Origin of the sequence: Rhodospirillum sp. A1_3_36, assembly GCF_047263945.1 — a bacterium.
Classification (GTDB): Bacteria; Pseudomonadota; Alphaproteobacteria; order Rhodospirillales; family Rhodospirillaceae; genus Rhodospirillum.
This window is the reverse complement of sequence record NZ_JBLAVB010000017.1, coordinates 1-18,752: the sequence shown is the minus strand read 5'-3', so window position 1 is coordinate 18,752 and position 18,752 is coordinate 1. Positions and strand designations below refer to the sequence as shown.

The window sequence follows — 18,752 nt, the reverse complement described above, 5'->3', positions numbered from 1 at the left end:
GCCGATTGTTATCGTTTTTCAAGAAACGCCCGGACCCGCTCCCGGTACTCCGGATCACGACCCGTCATTCCCTGGCAATCCCGTTCCAGATCCAGTTGCCCGTCCAGACTGTTGCCAAGCGATCGATTGAACGCCCGCTTGGTCAAGGCCATGCCCAACCGGGGCTGTGCGGATAGTCGGCTTGCGATGGCCTCCACCTCGTCGGCCAGGGCCTCGTCATCCACGCATCGCCAGATCAGCCCCCAGGCCTCGGCCCGTTCGGCGCTCACGGTGTCGCTGGTCAAGACCGCAGCCAAGGCCCGACCCTGTCCAGCCAGACGAGGCAGAGACCAGGTAGTTCCCGCATCGGGAATCAGGCCCAGCTTGTTGAAAACCAGGGCGAAACGGGCCGAGCGCGCAGCAACGACAATATCGCAGGCCAAAGCGATCCCCACACCGGCCCCGGCAGCCACACCGTTGACAGCGGCGATCACGGGAATCGGCAGATCGCGCAGGGATCGGATCAGCGGATTGTAGCGCTGATCCAGGGAAGCGGAGAGATCCGGGGGGGGGCCATCTGCAGAAACGCGACGCTCCTTCAGGTCCTGGCCGGCACAGAACCCCCGCCCCGCTCCGGTCAAGATCAAGCACCGAGCCGTCTCTGACTTGCGCACCCTGCGCAGGGCCTCGGCCACCTCCCGATGCATATCGACCGTAAAACTGTTCAAGCTGTCTGGCCTGTTCAGAGTCAGGCGAGCAATGGGACCATCGACCCGAAATTCAATGCTGCTGTCCGTCATGGCTTCCCCCTTTCGGCTTACTCATCGGCCCGGTCAACGGCTTACTCATCGCCAAGCCGCACCGGCCTCGACCAGCGCGGCGATGCGGGCGGCATTGGCTTGAATGGCCGTGCGCTGGGAATAAAACGCCATCCCGCGCAGCCCCCCCAGTTCCTCACCACCGCCTGCCCGGCCCGGTCCTCCATGACTGCATTGGGGCATCACCACACCATGGCCGGAATGACCCCGCCCAATGCTGTCATCAACGATCAACAGGCGTCCGTGGTGTACCGCCATCTCCAGCGCGGCAGCCCGGGCGAAGCCGTCGTCGGCGGTGAAGACCGAGGCCACCAGAGAGCCTCCGCCCCGGGCCACCAGGGCAAAAGCCTCCTCGGGACCGTCATAGGGCATGACCGTGGCCACCGGGCCAAAGACCTCCACCGCATGGACGGCCTTGGCCTCAGTCGGGCTGTCACAGCGCAGCAGCCGGGGCGTAACAAAGAACCCTGCCTCGGACAGAGCTTGGGCCTGCCCCTCGAAAACCACGCTCGTTTCCGCCGCCAAGGCCGCGATGCCCTCCAGGGCCGCCTGTTTCTGGCGGGCACTCACCAACGGCCCCATGCGGACACCCTCTTCGGCCGGATTCCCGAGGCGGATGCCCGCGAGTTTCTCGGAGAGCGCCGCGCAGACGCTGTCGATGCGGTCGGACGGAACAATGATCCGCCGCACCGCCGTGCATTTCTGCCCCGCCTTGACGGTCATTTCCCGGACCACTTCGCGAATGAACAGCCCGAATTCTGCGGTTTCGGGCGTCGCGTCCGGTCCCAGGACGATGGCGTTGAGGCTGTCGGCCTCGATGGTGAAGCGGACAGTGTTGGCGATGACATTGGGATGGCCCCGCAGCATCCGCGCCGTGTCGGCGGAACCGGTGAAGGCAACGGCATCCTGTCCGGTCACATGGTCCATCAGGTCACGCCCGCCCCCGCAGAGCAGGGACAGCACCCCTTTGGGCAGCACTTCGGCCTCCACCACATCTTGCACCATGGTCTGGCTCAGCAACGCCGTGGCCGTGGCAGGCTTGGCCAGAACCGGCACACCGGCGAGGAAAGCCACGGCGACCTTCTCCCAAAGCCCCCAAGAAGGGAAGTTGAAGGCATTGATATGCACCGCGACTCCCCGCAACGGGGTCATCACATGCACCGCCTGGAAGGCCTCCTCCTTGGTCAGTCGCTCGGGGGCACCATCCACCAGATGGGTCGCCGCGCCCAACCCCTTGCCCAAGGCTGCATAATATTTGAGGGTTCCTATGCCGCCATCCACATCCAACGCCGCATCCCCCGGCGTATTCCCGGAGTTTTGCAGGGCGATGGCGGTGTAGCGCTCCCGGTTGGCGGTCAGCACGTCGGCGATGGCGCGGATCAGGGCCCCACGCTCGGCGAAGGTCATGGACCGCAGCGCCGGGCCGCCCACGGCGCGGGCGTGCTCCAGAGCCGCCTTCAGGTCCAGGCCCTCACCGCTGGCGCGGGCGATCTCTTCTCCCGTCACCGGGTCGTGAAGAGCTGTCCCCTCCCCGGTTCCATCCACCCACCGGTCATTCAGAAAGCTATTGAGGCGCATTCTCGTTCCTCCCTGGGCAAGCCACCATCCCGCCCCGGAGGCTCCCCCTCCGGGTCCTGGCAGCGGTTGCCTTGATTATCCGTGTTATCGGTCTGGCCAGATCCTGGCGGCAAAGCGCTCGAGTGCCTGGAGCACAGGCTCCCTTTGATCCCGATGCGGGCTGTGACCGCAGCGCTCCAGGATCAGGCACTCGACCGGTCCGGACACCTGGTTGCGGATTGCCTTCACTTGGCGCAGGGTGCCGTACTCATCGTCCTCGCCCTGGATCACCAACAGGGGAACCTGGATGCGGGGCAAAAAAGCCTCGATGTTCCAGGTCTTGAACCCGGGATCGAGCCAGGCCCGGTTCCATCCCCAAAACGCGTTGTCCACATTGTCGCCGTGGTAGCGCATCAGGCGATCTCGCAAGCCACCGCTTTCGAAGGCCGTCCGAGCCTCAGCGATGGATTGGACACTGATCTCCTCGTTGAACACATGGGCAGCCATGGACACCACGCCCTTGAGGCGCGGGAGGGCGCCGGTTTCGTCGCCGGCATGGATCAGGGCGATGGAGGCGCCATCGGAATGGCCGACCAGGACCACATTCGTCAGCCCCAGGGCATCCAGCAGGCTGGGCAGAACAAGGCGGCCCTCGTCGTGCATGTAGGTCAGGGGCCAGGGCGGCGGCTTGGGACCAGACCGGCCATAGCCCGCGCGGCTGTAGACCACCACGCCGACCCCCAGGGCAGCGGCGACCCGCTCGGGAAAGTCCTTCCATAGGGCAACACAACCCAATCCCTCGTGCAGGAAGACCAGATGCGGCGCGTCCGGATCCGTCGATCCATGGCGCACCACCTCCAGGGGGACCCCACCGACGGTGACGCAGGTATCCAGAGGCGCGGTTCCATCCATGGTCCTCACCACTCCTGCCCCGTGTTGGACTCGAAGGCGGCTGTGATTTCTTCCCAGTCCTCGTCGGTCAGGCACCGCTCGGCCATGGGAAGCAGCAACCGTTCCTCCGTGCGCATATGCTGGTAGTGGAAAGTCGCGTAGTCCTCCATGCTCCGGGCGAAGGCCTCCAGGTTTCCGGTCTCGCGCAAGGCCTTGAGATGGGCGCGCATCTCCCCGACCAGGGCACGGGAGCGGACGTGTTCGGCCTCGAGTTGGTCCAGAATGGCATGGGACTCCGCCGTCCGCTCGCGCAGTTTGCGGAAGAGGTAGCGGTCCTCCTTGGGGTGGTGCAACCGTTCTGGATAAGCCTCGATGTAGTCGAGTTGCGCCCCGATCAGATGGGGATCGACCTCGCGGTTTCCGGACCGCGCGTCGGAGACATGTGATACAAGACCCTTCAGCACGGAGCTGATCGAAATGTGCTCGTCTTTGATGATGGCAATCGCCTTGTTCATGGGCCTACCGCGCCTCCTCGTGCTTTCATTTTATCATCCGCGCAACTTGAACCGCTGAATCTTGCCCGTCGCGGTTTTCGGCAGGTCGTCGACGAATTCGAGCCAGCGCGGATATTTATAAGGGGCCAGGCAGGCCTTCACATGCGCCTTCAGCTCTGCGGAGAGGGTTTCGCTGGGTGCAAAGCCGGTCTTCAGCACCACGAAGGCCTTGGGCTTCACAAGCCCCGCTTCGTCCTCCTTGGCCACCACCGCGCATTCCAGAACAGCCTGGTGTTCGATCAGGGTGGCTTCCACCTCAATTGGCGACACATAGATCCCACCGACCTTGAGCATATCGTCGCTGCGGCCGGCATACACATAGTATCCGTCGCCGTCGACGGAGTACTTGTCGCCACTGCGGGTCCATTCGCCCAAGAAGGTCGCCCGGGTCTTGGCCCTATTGTTCCAGTAGTAGGCGGCGCTGGTGGGCCCCCTGACCTGCAACTCCCCGGGCTCGCCGGGGGTGACCGGCATGCCATCCTCATCCACCAAACGCACCTCATAGCCCGGCACCGGCTTGCCTGTCGTGCCGTAGCGCAGGTCGTCCAGCCGATTGGACAGGAAGACATGCAACATCTCGGTGGAGCCGATGCCATCCAGGATCGGCACGCCAAAGCGGTCTCGCCAGCGCCGCCCCAATTCCTCGGGCAGGGCTTCCCCGGCCGAGGTACAAACCCGCAAGCCAAGGTCGGCGGCGTTCGGCAAATCCGGATCGGCCAACATGGAGGCATAGAGGGTGGGGACACCATAAAAGATCGCGGGCTTATGCTCGACCAGCCGCTGACACACTGCGGATGGCGTGGGCCGACCGGCCATGAGGACGGTCGTTGCCCCAACGGACATGGGGAAGCTCAAGCCATTGCCCAACCCATAGGCAAAAAACAACTTGGCCGCCGAGAAGACAACATCATCCTCCCGGATCCCCAGGGTCGGGCGGGCGAAATATTCTGCCGTCTGGATCAGGCTCGAATGCACATGGGCCGTCCCCTTCGGCGCCCCCGTGGACCCGGAGGAATAGAGCCAGAAGCAAATGTCATCGGCCAAGGTTGGCGCAATGATGTCGTCGTCCGGAGCGGAGTCCAGGAGCCTTGCCAGGGACTCCTCGCGCGCGCCGATGCGGTCCGAGACAATCAGCCGCTCCAACGTCGGCACCTTGTCCAGAAGCGGCTCGAACAGGGGCAGTAGGGCCTCAGACACCACGGCGACGCGGGCTCGACTGTCGGCGAGCATATAGGCATAGTCATTGACAGTGAGCAGGGTGTTCACCGCCACTGGCACCACACCGGCTTTGATGGCGCCCAGAAAGACGACGGGAAAGTCGACGGTGTCGTGTAGACAGACCAGGATCCGGTGCTCCATACCCAGGCCCAAGGCCCTGATTGCATTCGCGAAGCGAGTCGTGTCCCGGTTCAACTCCGCATAGCTGCAGCGACCGTAATCGTCGATAAAAGCCACTTTATCGCCTCGCCCGGCATTCAGATTCCTCTGGAGAAGGTCATAAGCGGCATTATAGTTTCTTGGAATATCGACGATGGGCGGCGAGCGCCCATGGTCGGCCTTGCTCAATTCGGGCATGCACACGATCTCCCTGTGTTTGCCGCGTGGCCAGTTGACTGGCCTTGGGCGTGCTTTTCTTACTCGCTATCTTGCGTCGCGCCGGAGTGCGGCTGTTGTTGCTTCCATCCTCACTCAAAAAACGGAGTGCGCACTTGGCCTCGAAGGCACTCTAAAATCACCATAATGAGAGTGAAACTGGGCCAACTTGACTCAAGCCGGTCCAGGCTCACTCTAGACTTTCGAGAACGCGATGGCACCGTCCGGCAACAGGTAGAGCACAACGGCCGCCCCGCCTCGGACGGTCGGATAGTGGGCACTGCCGGGGCCATAAACCTTCCATCCGGCCCCCTGACCGTCGAAGGCCGCGTCCTTGTCGATGGGCATCACCATGTCCACTTCACCTTTCGGATGGCTGTGATGCGGCCCCTGGCAATCGTCCATGACCACCACGTCGACACTGAAACCCGAAAGCTCGGGCGAGGGCTTGACCACCCGACCGAATTTGATGCCGCCCGCTTCCCGGGCACAGATCCACCCCTCCGCAATTCCCCTTGTGCAAGCCTCGGAAATGGCCTGAAAGGCGGGGCTGGAGGACGGAAAAGCCTCATTAAGAAAGGCCTCCAGGGCCCCATCCAAGGGCTTTCCCGCAATGGCGTCCGTTACCTGTCGAACAAGGCCCGAAAACGCCGTGACCGTCGGCTCGCTCATTTTGCCTCCCTCTTCATTGGCATGCGCGATGCTTTTGACAACACATATATAGCCAACGATCACGCCTTCCGCAAGATAATTCATGTTTTACATCATCATTAAGCATGTTATTTCCTTTTTGGAACTCAAACCACGGCTTTAGGCGAGCGTTCGATGTGATCGTCAGCCATCCTTACCGTAATAAGGAAATATAAATACACACCCATTGACCCGCCTTTGCCACCTTCCCCGAGAAGCGCCACCTCTGTTCCAGGGCGCTGACCAGCTTCCAGACAGCCCTAACACCGGCCTGCGCCGTGAGCGGGCCTCGGGTGTGGCACCCGTCGCGCCGCTCGGTAGACGAGCCCCACCACGGCGCCATTTACAAACCGCATGGGGCTCGCCTATCGCTTGGTATCGGGCAAGAACAACACTTTGGGAGATCCAGGAATGAAAGCAGTCGTCTTAACGGAAAGGGGCAAGGAGGGCGTGCGCGTCCAGGACCACCCCGCACCGGTTCGCAAACCGGGCTGGGCAACGGTCCGTATGCGCGCCGCATCCCTGAACAGGGTCGATATATACATGCGCGACCTGGGCCTGGGCATCACCCACAGCCTGCCCCAGGTCATGGGCGTCGACGGCATGGGCGAAGTCATCGACGCCGATCCGGACTCGCCGTTGATCGGGCGCCGCGTCCTGCTCTATCCCTATCTGTTCTGTGGCGTCTGCCCCTCCTGTCTGGCCGGAGAGCAGCCCCTTTGCACCAAGGCTCGGATCTATGGCGAGCATATCGACGGAACTCTGGCGGAAACCATCACCATCCCCGAGAGCAGTCTGGCTGTTTTGCCCGATGACGGAGATGATCTGGCTGCGGCCTCATTGGGCGTTGCCTATCTGACCGCCTGGCGCATGGTCTTCGGCAAGGCCGGAGCCTCGGCCGGCCAGACGGCGTTGGTCCAGGGTGCCGGCGGCGGGGTCGCTGCGGCGGCGATTCAGCTCGCCCACCTCGCTGGCTGCCGGGTGATCGCCACCACCAGCGGCGCCAACAAACACGATCAGGCCCGCGCCCTCGGCGCCGATCGGGTCATCGACTACAAGGAAGAGGACATCGCCAAAGCGGTGCTGAAGGAAACGGGCGGCTTAGGCGCGGACTTCGTCATCGACAATGTGGGAGAGGCCACCTGGGGACACTCCCTGCGCGCGGTCAAACGCGGGGGACGCGTGGTCACCTGCGGCGCCACCACCGGAGCCCACCCCTCAGCGGACTTGCAACGCCTGTTCATCCGGCAAGTGTCCGTGCATGGCTCGACCATGGGGAACCTGACTGAATTCAACCGGTTGGTGGCGGCCTTCACCCTGGGACGCGTCACGCCCGTCATCGACTCCGTTTTTGCCTTGGACGAGATTCACGCGGCCTTCGACCGCCTGGAACATCCGGATCGCTTCGGGAAAGTGGCGATCCGGATTGCCTGACGCCTGGGAGGAGGAGGAGGAGGAGGATGGGACGGAAGTGCCTCACGCGCCGGTGAAGACGGGGGGGCGCTTTTCGAGGAACGCCCGCACACCTTCCCGGCGGTCCTCCGTGGCGAACAGCAGGGCGAAGGCCTTGCGCTCCAGGGCCAGACCGTCTTTAACCAGACCATCGCTTGCGGCCAGAACAGCCTCCTTGGCCAGCTCCACGGCCAAAGGTGCCTTGGAAGCGATGACCCGGGCCAGCGTCATCGCCCGCTCCAGGGTCAGTTCCGGCTCGCAAACCTCCGCCACCAGCCCCGCCGCGCAGGCTTCCTCTGCGGTGATCCGCTCTCCGGACAGAATCATCCGCATGGCCTTGCTCTTGCCCACCATGGCAGTCAGACGCTGGGTCCCCCCCGCCCCTGGAATGATCCCCAAATTGATCTCCGGCTGACCGAAGCTGGCCGTCCGCCCGGCGATCAGGATATCGCAATGCATGGCCAGCTCATTCCCCCCACCCAAGCAGAATCCATTGATGGCGGCCACCAGGGGTTTGCGAAAGGTGCGGATGGTCGCCCAGTGGGCCGCGCGGGGATCCCGCACCACATCCACCGGTGTCTTATCCTGCATCTCTCCGATATCGGCCCCGGCGGCGAAGGCCCGGTCATCTCCGGTGATCACCACACACCCCACGTCCCCATCGTCCCCGGCCGCCAAAAGGGCTTCGGCGATCTCTTCCAGCAAGCGGGTGCGTAAAGCGTTCAAAGCCTTGGGTCGGTTCAAGCGGATCAGCAGGACGCCGTCCTCCCCCCGCTCCGTGATGATATCCTTGAACGCGCCATCCTGGGTCATTGCCCCTCCTCCCCCTCCAGCAACCTCGCGACAACTTACCTTTGTTGCTTGTTTGAAACGGGATGTAGCATTTTAATTCCACAAACGTCAAGACTCAGCCCCCGGGCCAGAGTCAGCCCTGAAAAGGAACGAGCCCGCCTCCAAGGCTTTTACAGCATCGAGTAGAGCGGAAAACCGCTTTCCACTTTTCCGCCCGATGCTCTAAGCTTCCGAATTCGAGGGTCGACCCATTTTCCTACCGTCGGACCGTGACAGCGTTGGTTTTCTCGACCTGCCCTTCCGCCTTCACATACAGTCAACGGAGACTCAAAGAATGCACCGCACAAAACCGATTCCGTTAAATTACCTTCAAATTTTCGCCGATACTCCGAACAACGATCAACTCAATGCTCAGTTTCAGCAATACCATCATGATTTGATGCCGTTTTTCAAAGAAAAGCCCTGGCCGAACTGGCAATTTCGTATCGGGGTAACACGTAAGCCGGGTGAACTGCCATCAAGCAATGGGGCAACCCTTGACCGGCAAAAATACATGTTTATTTTTCAAGTAAATGACTTCAACACATTGCCCTACGTGCACAGAGCGCTTCTAGACAGCATCACATACAAAAATATGTCTGAACTTGTTCTGTGGGAAACCCAAACGTTTGCCAGCGCACTATCCTATAATCCGCAAACGATCGATCCAAACTTTGAGATTGGGTCCCGCGTAAAATATTATTTCACAATGACAGTGGACCTGATCGACGATCAGCAAAAAATCATTGATCTTAAGAATTTCATGTTCAATTGCACCAAAGATAATAATTCACAAATGAAAACGGACTATGGATTCACGCTTGCTCACGCAACATTTGGGCAGACCGGTGTGATGCGCCGCCTTTACTTTACATGGGTTACAACCAGCAAGAGCCCGGAACCGGAAAAGGCTGCGATCTGGTTCGAGAACCAAGCCGCTGTGCGGGCCGTGTTGAACGCTCCTTTGGAATGGTCCCTTTGGTCGCCCATGGACCTGAGTATGTCATGAAATCCCATGGCGACATCTCGGCTCAATAGGGGCAATTGAATAAGCACAAACGCAGAGGAAGAATGTCACGCATGCCCGCAATGATCGGCCCCCATCGCACGTCCCGACTTCTTGGTTAAGGGAGCGAGTGGATTGACCGAAACGGGAGAGGCCGCATAGGGACTGCCAAAAATGCTCGGAACCGTGACGAGGGAGCATGGGAGTCAATCCACTATATGGCCCCTATATCGGGACGCGACCCATACCAAAGTGCGGAGAATTTGCCTCCCCGCACTTTGGAAATTGAAATAATGAGAGTCATTTCGGACTCGGCCTCCAAGGGAGAGGAATTGTTTTAAAAATATTTTACTTTAGGTTAACATTCTTATATAATATCTTTCTAGTTGCAAAAGCTTTTTGTCGCCGGGCAGGATGGGTGCGCTGAGTCTGGGGCCTTGGACAAAAGTTACGAAAAGTAACTGCCAACGCGCGCCATCCCTTCTATCAACCACCCTCCCCTCCGTCGCGATCAAGGAACGACCCTATGAACGATGATGCAAAGTCGATCATTCTCAACTGTGGCGGCAAACTGTACTATATTCCCGAAAACTTATGGACTGCCACCGAACTTCCCGAAGACCTGCGGGGGGAGGCTCATAGTTTGGCAGCATCCGGAATGATGCTGCTGGTCGGTCCAGGCAACAGATCGAATACCGCCTTTGTCAATTTGGATTGCATCGATTTCGAAGACACCGATGCCGTGGACGTGTAACGCAAACAAGGAAGAAGCCGTGAATAAGCATACTCTGAGCTTGTCATTTTGACACGGAATCTGGGGATTACGAATTATCTGCGGACTGAAATGACAATGGGGTTGCTTTTTCCCAAATTCTTCCGTTGGTGCGTTTTCCAATCACAGGAAAACAGTCGGAAAGGAAGGACGGTCTTCCTCTCTATGGGCAACACGAAGAAGGAATTATACCATGACTGAACCCAAGACCCCCTCTTTTGACGGAACAAACCCATATCAGAAGGCCATTGTGGTAAAATGGGGACTTGAATATTACTATGTCCCACAAGAAGCATGGATGAATAAAGATAATTTGATGCCTGAGGCACTGAGAACCCAAGTCGAAGACTTGGTGAAGCAGGGAGCAGTCCTCGCTGCGATCCCCGCAGAGGGGCCGACCATGGGATCCACATGCTACTTGGTGAATTTAAGCCGGGTGAATACCAAAAATCCCGAGTTGGTCTAACCCTGCCCTTGCGGAAGGCAAGAGCCTGATGCATCGCCCCAAACGGAGGCTTCAGCCGGAGCTTTGGAAGTTGATGCATACACACAGTCCTGGCGCACCGACCATTGAACCTTTTGACGAATGACTCTTTTGACTGCGTCGGTGCTCTAGGCTTCAGGAACAGGAAATAAGGGGTTGGATGCTTGGCCCTTTTCATATCCTGTGGCAAATATCCCCTGTCGCCATCATCGCGTTAATTCGATCGTGAGTGATCAAGGGGAAAAGATCTACCGGCAAGGGACAGACAGGTCATGCCCACCCGCTGTTTCCGTCCGGAATGACAAGGGAAGTGCCTTTTCCCCAGTCCTCCTTCTGGTGCGCTTTCCACGTTCAGGAAAACGGTCGAAAAGGGAAGACGTTCTTCCTCTCTATGGGCGACACGAAGAAGGAATTATGCCATGACTGAACCCAAGATCCCCTCTTTTGACGGAACAAACCCATATCAGAAGGCCATTGTGATAAAGTGGGGACTTGAATATTACTATGTCCCACAAGAAGCGTGGATGAATAAAGATAATTTGATGCCTGAGGTGCTGAAAACCCAAGTTGAAGATTTGGTGAAACAGGGCGCAGTCCTGGCTGCAATCCCTGCTGAAGGACCAACCATGGGATCTTCATGCTACTTGGTGAATTTAAGCCGGGTGAATACCAAAAATCCCGAACTGATCTAGAGTGTCGAGCGGAAAAGGGGAAACCGGGTTTTCCGGTCCAGCCGATACTCCAAGCATTAGATTTCAGATCAAACCGCCTTAGAGCTCAACCCAAAAGTCTTGCTGTGCAATCAAAGGGTTCCGTCATGCCCGTTTTCACTCTAGAGCATGCGCGGGAATGATGACCAAGGTGTTGAAATCATCAGAGTCATTTCGGGTTGGGCTCTTAAATCGATTCCGATTTAAGGCGGTTTGATCTAACCCGCCCTGCGGAGGAGAAAAGCGAGATCAATGGCGAATAAAACAGGAAATACAGGGCCGGATGACTCGCCCGTTTCACACCCTGCAGCCGTCATCGCGTCTTCGGATGCAAGTGATCAAGGGGAAAAGATCTATCGGAAAGGGACACACAGGTCGCGCGCGCCCTTCGAAACCCTTGCCCTCGTGACGCCCCATCTGGCCGCCATGGGAATTACGCGGGTGGCGAATGTTACCGGTCTGGATCGGGTTGGATTGCCCGTGGTCGCTGTCTACCGTCCCAATGCGCGATCGGTTGTGGTGGCACAGGGGAAGGGACTGGACTTGGCGGCGGCTAAGATATCGGGCCTCATGGAGGCCATCGAAAGCGACCATGCGGAGCGCCCCGACCTGCCCTTGCACTTGGCGAGCGAAGCCGATTTGCGTCAACAGGGACGTGCCGTAGCCGACACAACGCGCCTTCCGCGGTTGTCGGTGAGTCGATACGACCCTTTTCGCCCCATACTCTGGTGCGAGGCCGAGGACCTGATGGCCGACGGGGCGGCGTTGGCCGTTCCTTTCGAGATGGTCCACACCAATTTTACCCGGCCCCTGCCTACGGGTAGCGGAAATTTCCAGATGAGTTCCAATGGGCTGGCATCGGGCAATCACCCTTTCGAAGCCATTTGTCATGGTCTGTGCGAGGTCATCGAGCGCGATGCCTTGGCCTTATGGTCTTTGAGGGGAGGCTCGCATAATCCGCAGGGCCGTCTGGATTTGGACAGCGTGGATGATCCCACGGCCCGGGACCTGATAGCCAGATTGCACAACGCCGGTCTGACGGTGGGAGTTTGGGATATAACCACGGATGTCGGTGTCGCCGCATTTTTGTGCCTGACGGCGGATCGCGAAACCGGCGCGTTTGGCCCAGCCTACATCAGCCAAGGGTCGGGATGTCATCCCGCCCGGGAAGTCGCCTTATCCCGGGCCTTGACCGAAGCGGCACAAACACGTCTGACATACATTGCCGGGACCAGGGACGATGCCAACCGGGAGTTTTTTGAATCGGCCCGCAATTCCGAACGGGTTGCCGCACTCAGGACCCGCCTGGACGCGATTGAGGCGTCCCCCCGCCGATCTTACGGGGCCGTTGCTCACTACGAGGCGCGGCTCTTCGAAGACGATCTAAACTGGATTCTCAAAGGATTAACCTCTGCGGGACTCTCCCAGGTCGCCGTTGTACGGTTCCCATCACGAATTGACGGAATTTTCGTGGTCCGAGTGATCGTGCCGGGCCTTGAGGGGCTGTGCGAAGCACCGGGGTACGTGCGGGGCGAGCGCGCCTTGGCTGCGGTCCATCCGAATCGGGAGCATATGGCGTCGTGAGTGTTTTCGTTTTTCTTGGCCCCAGTCTGTCAGCGAGACAGGCCCGGGACCTGCTGCCAGACGCGGTGATCTGTCCGCCCGTATCCCAAGGGGACGTGACCCGGGCGGTTCGCACCGGGGCGAGAGTCATCGGGATCATTGATGGGTATTTCGAGCGGGTGCCTGCGGTCTGGCACAAGGAAATCCTCTGGGCCATGAGCCAAGGTGTCCATGTGTTCGGCGCATCGAGCATGGGTGCATTAAGGGCGGCTGAATTGCAGCCTTTCGGGATGATCGGAGTTGGGCTCATCTTCGAGGCATTCCGTGATGGAGTACTGGAGGATGACGACGAAGTGACGGTGGCGCACGGCCCGGCGGATACCGGCTATCTTTTGGCGTCTGTGGCCATGGTAGACCTGCGCGCGACACTCCAGGCGGCTCTGGCGGCGGAGGTGGTGACGGCTCCTGTCCATGAAACGCTTCTCGCCTTGGCAAAGGCGACCTATTATCCCGAGCGGTCCTATCCAAACCTGCTTAAGAAGGGGGCGGAGGCTGGTCTGCCTCAGGAAGAGCTCGACGCGCTGAAGGCCTGGTTGCCCGATGGCCAGATCAGACGCAAGACCGAGGATGCCCGGGCCATGCTTGAACAGATGGCTCTGTTCCTGGCCAGCAATCCCCCACCGAAGACCGTGACCTATCATTTCGAACCAACCGACGCCTGGGAGCAGGTGTTGCGGCGCGATGGGCATCAGGTCGCTGCGGCTCTTCCCGATGCCCTGCCGACCGAAGCCTTATTGGACGAGGTCCGGTTGCGGGGCGAGGCTTGCTATGAGCAGATTCTGTCAGGGGCTTTTGGCCGGGCCCTGGCGTTACGCGAGACCCGGCGGAACCAAGCGCCAATCGATCCGGCCATCTTTCGCGAAATCCTGCATGCCTTTTTCGTAAAGCGCGGCCTCATCGCCCCGGAAAAGATCGCCGCTTGGCTTGACCGCCAGCAGTTGGACACGGATGGGCTCACCTCCCTGATTGCCCGAGAAGTTGGAATCGAACAGGTCAAGGTCGAGACCCGTGACGACATTATGGGGCAGATAAACGACGTTCTGCGTATTACCGGACTTTACGGGGACCTCGCCAACCGGGCCGAAGACAAGCAGCGCTGGCTGGCCACCGTAGATTTGCAGAACGCCGCTTCAGCGGATTGGGGCCAAGATGAACAGGCTCTGCTCTCGTGGCATTTCATCGAACAGAGAGGCCAGCCGGTTCCAGACGATCTGGATGCCTATGCGAGAAGCCTAGACCTTACGAACCGCCACGACTTGGTGCGTATTCTGATAGGGGACTATCTGTATAGCCAACACATTACAAATACGACTGGCTGAATAACCCCGAATAGGTCACGGCGAAGTGGCCGCCGCACCCAATGGCGCGGTAAAGCCTCCTTGACATTTGACCTCAAGAAAAGCGGCCTGGGGCTCAACCCGCGCCGCTTCGTAGGAGTGGTCGTCTATCTGGCACCACTACATGACAGGGGATGTTTTCCCGTCACGGGGCTTTGCCCCGTCCCCCACTGGGGCCGAAAGGCCCCAGACCCCGGGCAGTGATTGGCCGAAAGGCCCCAGTGGGGGACGGGCTCATATTTGTAAAAGAAAAAGGGGGGTTTGGGGGCATTGGCCCCCAAATGGGCTTGGGCTATCGCCCAAAAGGCACAGAACACCCTAACACCAAAGTGCGGTGAGTTTGACTTACCGCACTTTGGAAGCGGCCAAGTGACCGCCGCACCCAATAGCGCGGTAAAGCCTGCCTCGAAGGCACTCTAAAATCTATATAACGAGAGGGAAACTGGACCAGCTTGACTCAAGCTGATCCCGTTTCCCTCCAGCGTTTGAACGCAAGAAAAACGCCGCGGCTCCTTCCAAGCCCCGGTGGGGCAAACCCCGTCAGGGAGAGCCGGCCACCGTTCCCAAGGTACCGGGAATGATACCGTTGCCCGCCTGGCTCCGGGACGGCGTGGATGCCCCCGCCCATTCGATGCCGAACTGCATGTTCGTTCCCGCCGGATCGATGGTGTTGCCGGTCACGGAAATGGCACTACCCCCATCAATGGTCAAGGCCGGCCGACCGGTCGCACCACAGCCCCGCAAGACATTGCCCACCACGCTGATATCCCGACTGTCCCCGCGCACGTCGATGCCCCGATCCCCGGCATAGGAGATCACATTGCCCGTGATCGCCACGGCGTAGGTCTGGCCCCCATCCCCGTGGTCCAGGCGGATTCCGAAGGAATCCGCGCCCTCGCAGGTAAAGGTGTTGGACGCAATGGTCCATTTGGCGCAATCCGAAGTGGGGAATAGGACGATGGCTCCCCTGGTCAAGTCCGGCTCGACCAGATTGCCGATAACCCGCGCATTGACGATGCCATGCCCGGTCACGAGAATGAACCGGGGCCAGTTCTCAACCGTGCACCCCTCCACCACCAAACCATCCCAATTATTGTTGGTGTTGCTCTGAGAGATCAACGACCGATCCGCCGTCTCCGTCGCGTTGCCGTTGAAAAAGCAGTCGCGGATCACGCAGATCGCCCCGGACAGCAGGTTAATACAATGGTCGGCGGAAGCCTGATCGATCCGGCATCCCTCAATATAGATCTGCTGAACGTCGTTGGCGACACTGGAGGACCCCAGTTCGGCGAACTTATGGAAGGAATTGAAGCGGCAGTCGGCGACGGTCACGTTAATGACCTTGGTCATGCGCAAGCAGGCGCCTTGCGTATGCACTGCTTTCGCACCGATGCGCAGACCACGGATCGAGAAGTTCTCGTGCCATGATATTCCGGAGGGCCCGGCCAGCGTGATGGCGTCCCCCGATGCAAAGCCGGTCTGAAGGGTCGTCTGCAGGTAGCCCAGGCCCCAGAAATGGATATTCGACCCGGAGACGGTTAGGCCCGCGTCGATCTGGTAGGTTCCGGGGGGAAAGAAAATGGTGCCTCCCCCCGCCGATTGCGCGTCGTTGATCGCCGACTGGATGGCCGGTTGATCGTTGGTCGTGCCGTTGCCGGTGGCGCCGTAATCCTTGACGTCATAAGCGCCCAAGGTCGATGCAGACATGGTGTTTCCTTTCAAATCCTGGGAAAGAGCGCGGCAAAGCGATCCACTCGCCCCCCTCGCGACACCAAGGAGGTACCATCCAAATTCGTCCTAACGGAGGCAATTGACACCTTAAAATTGCCAAATAGATTTTATATCCTTATTGCGGGAAAAACCCCAGAGTAAGCCTCTGATGTTGGCATTGCCCAGGGTACACGACAGGCCGTATTTTCCCGTCGCGGGGCTTTGCCCCGTTCCCCCCCCCTCTTTGGCGAGACCGGGGCCGAAAGGTCCCAGACCCCAGGCTAAAAAAATGGGGGTTTGGGGGCATTGGCCCCCAAATGGGCTTGGGCTATCTCCCAAAAAACACGAGACACTGTCGTGTACTGTAGCCATGGCGTTGCTGGGCTCGTCCCGCGAGAATGATCGGCGAGCGTGACCGACCAACGGATCGATGGAACAAAGGGAGTTAGCGAACAGATCACCCCCAATCCGCAACCTCCCCTGAAAGCGACGGCATGAATGGCGAAAACCGTTCCCTGCGGTTGGATTCTTTCGACATCCATCTGGATGACATCGCCGAGGTTCCCCTGGACGGTCTCCAGCCCCTGTCCATGGGGGCCCGAAGGGAGGGCCGAACGGACAACCGATTTTCCGCCCCACTCAATGCTCTAACCAGACAATTCTAGATCAAACCGCCCTAAATCGATTCCGATTTAGGGCGGTTTGATCTAAGAACAGAGTAGGGGAGTCTCATAGGCCCAACCTTTGGAGGGATACCCCATGCGGGCCCGTCAGCTTGAAGTCTTCACCGCCATGATGCGCGCGGGCAGCGTGACCGGCGCTGCGCATATGCTCAACATTTCCCAGCCTGCCCTCAGTCAAATCCTGCGCCACACGGAGGATGAGCTTGGGTTCGCGCTTTTCGACAGGGAAAAGGGTCGGCTGAAACCGACACCGGAAGCCATGGAACTCTATCCGGAAGCGGAGCGACTGGTCGTCGGAATGGAGGGATTGCGCCGCAAGACCGAGGACCTTCGGCAAGGCAAGGTCGGGATCGTGCGCATTGCTGCGTCCACTCCGCCCGGGCTGGCGCTCCTTCCCAGAGCCATGGCGGAGTTCCGGGCGCGTCATCCTGACATCGCCCTAAGGTCCCACGTGACGCCAATGGCCGGAATAACGCCCATGCTCCGCGCCGGAGACGTGGCCCTGGCGCTGGCCCTGGATGACCGTCCGCCGCCGGATATCCAGGTGGAACCCCTCGGACGGGTGGCGTTTCGGTGCCTTTTGCCGGAAAACCACCCCCTGACCGAACGGGAGGCCCTGACCTTCGCCGACCTCGAGGCGGAAACTGTCATTTCCTACGGCGCGGACAAGCGCCCCCACGAAGAACTTGTCATCGCCGCCCGGTCCAAGGGGCAGACGTTCCATTCCGGGATTGAGGTGGGAGTGTCCATATCCGCCGTGGGGTTCGTGCAGGCGGGCCTGGGCGTGGCGGTGGTCGACGCCATGCTGCCCTGGGAGCAGTTCGCGGGAATCGCGGTGCGGCGGCTGGTGGATGGCCCAACAATACCCTTTTGCCTTCTGACCCTCTGCGGCCGGGCCCTCTCCAGGGCAGAGGAGGTGATGGCCGATCAGATCAGAACCCTTTGCGCGGCCCGTGGTGACTGGTCATAAGAGATGCCTAGCAGTGTGTCTGAGAATTTTTCTGGGAGTTTGCTGTCGGCATGGTCTGGAGGGGGGCAGGGGGCGCGGTGCCCCCCTCAAGTAGAATAAAATGGGATCAGCTGGGAACAAGCTGCTGACTTGCCCTAGAGACAGCTAGCCGCGCATCACGATCACGAATGGTCGGCGTACCTGACATCTGCGCGGAGACAGCAAGGGCTGTCAGATAGACATCTTGGGCATCACAAATTTCTCGGTGAAATATCTCGCTGTTCGAGGAAACCGCCTCATGGGCTTCAACCATATGGCGAAGCACTTCTTCCTTCGTCTCGGGCAAATCTCCCGATGTAGTTGCCTGAATTAGGGCCCGAAGATAGAAGGGGATTGCGACGAGATCCCTTAAGCCCTCTGTTCGCCAAGCGGCATCGAGAACCTCAACGCCATCTTGTCCCTTCATACTCTGGGCTATTTCGTACTGCTGGTCCTCCGATAGAGAAAGGATAGGAGAATACGGCGTCCCGAAAGTGGAATACCCAGTGTCGTTCTACGACTGCTTACTACTATTTTCAGTAGTGGGAATTGCGTTTCCAACTCTTCGATCTCTTGAATGACATGGCGGCGTGCTGACTCCGCAACTTCATTCCAACCATCTAGAAATAGCGTCAGTTCACCACTGTCCCCCAAAAGCTGGAAGTGGGCTCTGGATAGGGCTTCGTAAGCTCTACGTCGAAGCCCCTCTGTGCCAACGTGCTTGCGACACTCTGAACGGTGTCGTTTAGTGAGTTTGGACCGGAGAGAGATGCGTGACGACGAAGAATTCACCTGCGTTTGAAGTTGACGGGCCCCAGCCTTCACCGGCACCTCCGGATCCGGAGGTGCCGGTGAAGGCCCGGCGGCGCACGTTCACGACTGCCTACAAACTGGCGATCCTCGCCGAACTCGACAAAGCCAAGCCCGGCGAGGTGGGCGCGATCCTCCGGCGGGAAGGGCTGTATTCGTCATCCCTCGTTGAATGGCGACGGCAACGCGCCCGGGGAACACTCCGGCCCAAGGAGCCGACACGGAGGGGGCCACCGGCCATTCCGAAGGCCCCGGATACGGCTG

The 18,752-nt window shown here is 59.6% G+C and carries 18 protein-coding genes and 1 pseudogene; 10 read left to right on the top strand and 9 right to left on the bottom strand.

Going from position 1 to position 18,752, the window contains the following annotated elements:
- Positions 1-8 precede the first annotated feature (8 nt).
- The 6 genes from paaG to ACLIRY_RS22030 form a co-directional block, all read right to left on the bottom strand.
- Entirely contained in the window at positions 9-779 is a 771-nt protein-coding gene (gene paaG, locus ACLIRY_RS22055; protein ID WP_413207584.1) for a 2-(1,2-epoxy-1,2-dihydrophenyl)acetyl-CoA isomerase PaaG, read from the bottom strand.
- A 45-nt stretch (positions 780-824) separates the two neighbouring features.
- Positions 825-2,375, bottom strand: a complete 1,551-nt coding sequence (locus tag ACLIRY_RS22050; RefSeq protein ID WP_413207583.1) for a 3,4-dehydroadipyl-CoA semialdehyde dehydrogenase — start codon at positions 2,373-2,375, stop codon at positions 825-827.
- A gap of 84 nt (positions 2,376-2,459) precedes the next feature.
- Complete coding sequence (locus ACLIRY_RS22045) at positions 2,460-3,266, bottom strand: alpha/beta fold hydrolase (protein ID WP_413207582.1); 807 nt, start codon at positions 3,264-3,266, stop codon at positions 2,460-2,462.
- 5 nt (positions 3,267-3,271) lie between these two features.
- On the bottom strand, positions 3,272-3,760 hold the full coding sequence (locus ACLIRY_RS22040; RefSeq protein WP_413207581.1) for a hemerythrin domain-containing protein: 489 nt from the start codon (positions 3,758-3,760) through the stop codon (positions 3,272-3,274).
- Between the two features lie 33 nt (positions 3,761-3,793).
- Positions 3,794-5,374, bottom strand: coding sequence for a benzoate-CoA ligase family protein (locus ACLIRY_RS22035; protein ID WP_413207580.1), 1,581 nt, complete (start codon positions 5,372-5,374; stop codon positions 3,794-3,796).
- Between the two features lie 213 nt (positions 5,375-5,587).
- Positions 5,588-6,064: a DUF4863 family protein gene (locus tag ACLIRY_RS22030; RefSeq protein WP_413207579.1), complete on the bottom strand. Its 477-nt coding sequence runs from the start codon at positions 6,062-6,064 to the stop codon at positions 5,588-5,590.
- A gap of 429 nt (positions 6,065-6,493) precedes the next feature.
- On the opposite strand from ACLIRY_RS22030, the gene ACLIRY_RS22025 reads away from it, so the two are divergent.
- A complete protein-coding gene (locus tag ACLIRY_RS22025) occupies positions 6,494-7,516 on the top strand; it encodes a zinc-binding dehydrogenase (protein ID WP_413207578.1) in 1,023 nt (340 codons plus the stop codon).
- Between the two features lie 42 nt (positions 7,517-7,558).
- On the opposite strand, the gene ACLIRY_RS22020 is transcribed toward ACLIRY_RS22025, so the two are convergent.
- Entirely contained in the window at positions 7,559-8,347 is a 789-nt protein-coding gene (locus ACLIRY_RS22020) for an enoyl-CoA hydratase-related protein (protein WP_413207577.1), read from the bottom strand.
- A 313-nt stretch (positions 8,348-8,660) separates the two neighbouring features.
- Between ACLIRY_RS22020 and ACLIRY_RS22015 the strand changes: the two genes are divergently transcribed.
- The 6 genes from ACLIRY_RS22015 to ACLIRY_RS21990 all read left to right on the top strand — a co-directional run bounded on the left by ACLIRY_RS22015 (position 8,661) and on the right by ACLIRY_RS21990 (position 14,279).
- On the top strand, positions 8,661-9,374 hold the full coding sequence (locus ACLIRY_RS22015; RefSeq protein WP_413207576.1) for a hypothetical protein: 714 nt from the start codon (positions 8,661-8,663) through the stop codon (positions 9,372-9,374).
- A gap of 523 nt (positions 9,375-9,897) precedes the next feature.
- The gene (locus ACLIRY_RS22010; RefSeq protein ID WP_413207575.1) at positions 9,898-10,125 is read left to right on the top strand and encodes a hypothetical protein; all 228 of its coding nucleotides are present in this window, start codon (positions 9,898-9,900) and stop codon (positions 10,123-10,125) included.
- Positions 10,126-10,336: 211 nt separating this feature from the next.
- Positions 10,337-10,609 (top strand): hypothetical protein, encoded by a 273-nt coding sequence (locus ACLIRY_RS22005; protein WP_413207574.1) that lies wholly within the window; start codon positions 10,337-10,339, stop codon positions 10,607-10,609.
- A 437-nt stretch (positions 10,610-11,046) separates the two neighbouring features.
- Positions 11,047-11,319, top strand: a complete 273-nt coding sequence (locus tag ACLIRY_RS22000) for a hypothetical protein (RefSeq protein ID WP_413207573.1) — start codon at positions 11,047-11,049, stop codon at positions 11,317-11,319.
- Between the two features lie 270 nt (positions 11,320-11,589).
- Positions 11,590-12,921 (top strand): YcaO-like family protein, encoded by a 1,332-nt coding sequence (locus ACLIRY_RS21995; RefSeq protein ID WP_413207572.1) that lies wholly within the window; start codon positions 11,590-11,592, stop codon positions 12,919-12,921.
- A complete protein-coding gene (locus ACLIRY_RS21990; RefSeq protein WP_413207571.1) occupies positions 12,918-14,279 on the top strand; it encodes a TfuA-like protein in 1,362 nt (453 codons plus the stop codon). The genes ACLIRY_RS21995 and ACLIRY_RS21990 overlap by 4 nt, the downstream gene beginning before the upstream one ends.
- A gap of 558 nt (positions 14,280-14,837) precedes the next feature.
- On the opposite strand, the gene ACLIRY_RS21985 is transcribed toward ACLIRY_RS21990, so the two are convergent.
- Positions 14,838-16,004 carry a glycosyl hydrolase family 28-related protein gene (locus ACLIRY_RS21985; protein WP_413207570.1) on the bottom strand — a complete coding sequence of 389 codons (1,167 nt, stop codon included), beginning with the start codon at positions 16,002-16,004 and terminating at the stop codon, positions 14,838-14,840.
- 497 nt (positions 16,005-16,501) lie between these two features.
- Between ACLIRY_RS21985 and ACLIRY_RS21980 the strand changes: the two genes are divergently transcribed.
- Positions 16,502-16,672: a hypothetical protein gene (locus ACLIRY_RS21980; RefSeq protein WP_413207569.1), complete on the top strand. Its 171-nt coding sequence runs from the start codon at positions 16,502-16,504 to the stop codon at positions 16,670-16,672.
- Positions 16,673-16,766: 94 nt separating this feature from the next.
- Positions 16,767-17,660, top strand: a complete 894-nt coding sequence (locus tag ACLIRY_RS21975) for a LysR family transcriptional regulator (RefSeq protein ID WP_413207568.1) — start codon at positions 16,767-16,769, stop codon at positions 17,658-17,660.
- Between the two features lie 106 nt (positions 17,661-17,766).
- Here the strand turns inward: ACLIRY_RS21975 and ACLIRY_RS21970 are convergent, their stop codons facing one another.
- On the bottom strand, positions 17,767-18,105 hold the full coding sequence (locus ACLIRY_RS21970) for a hypothetical protein (RefSeq protein WP_413207567.1): 339 nt from the start codon (positions 18,103-18,105) through the stop codon (positions 17,767-17,769).
- A 346-nt stretch (positions 18,106-18,451) separates the two neighbouring features.
- On the opposite strand from ACLIRY_RS21970, the pseudogene ACLIRY_RS21965 reads away from it, so the two are divergent.
- Positions 18,452-18,752 (top strand): annotated as a pseudogene (locus ACLIRY_RS21965) (hypothetical protein); the annotation flags it as partial.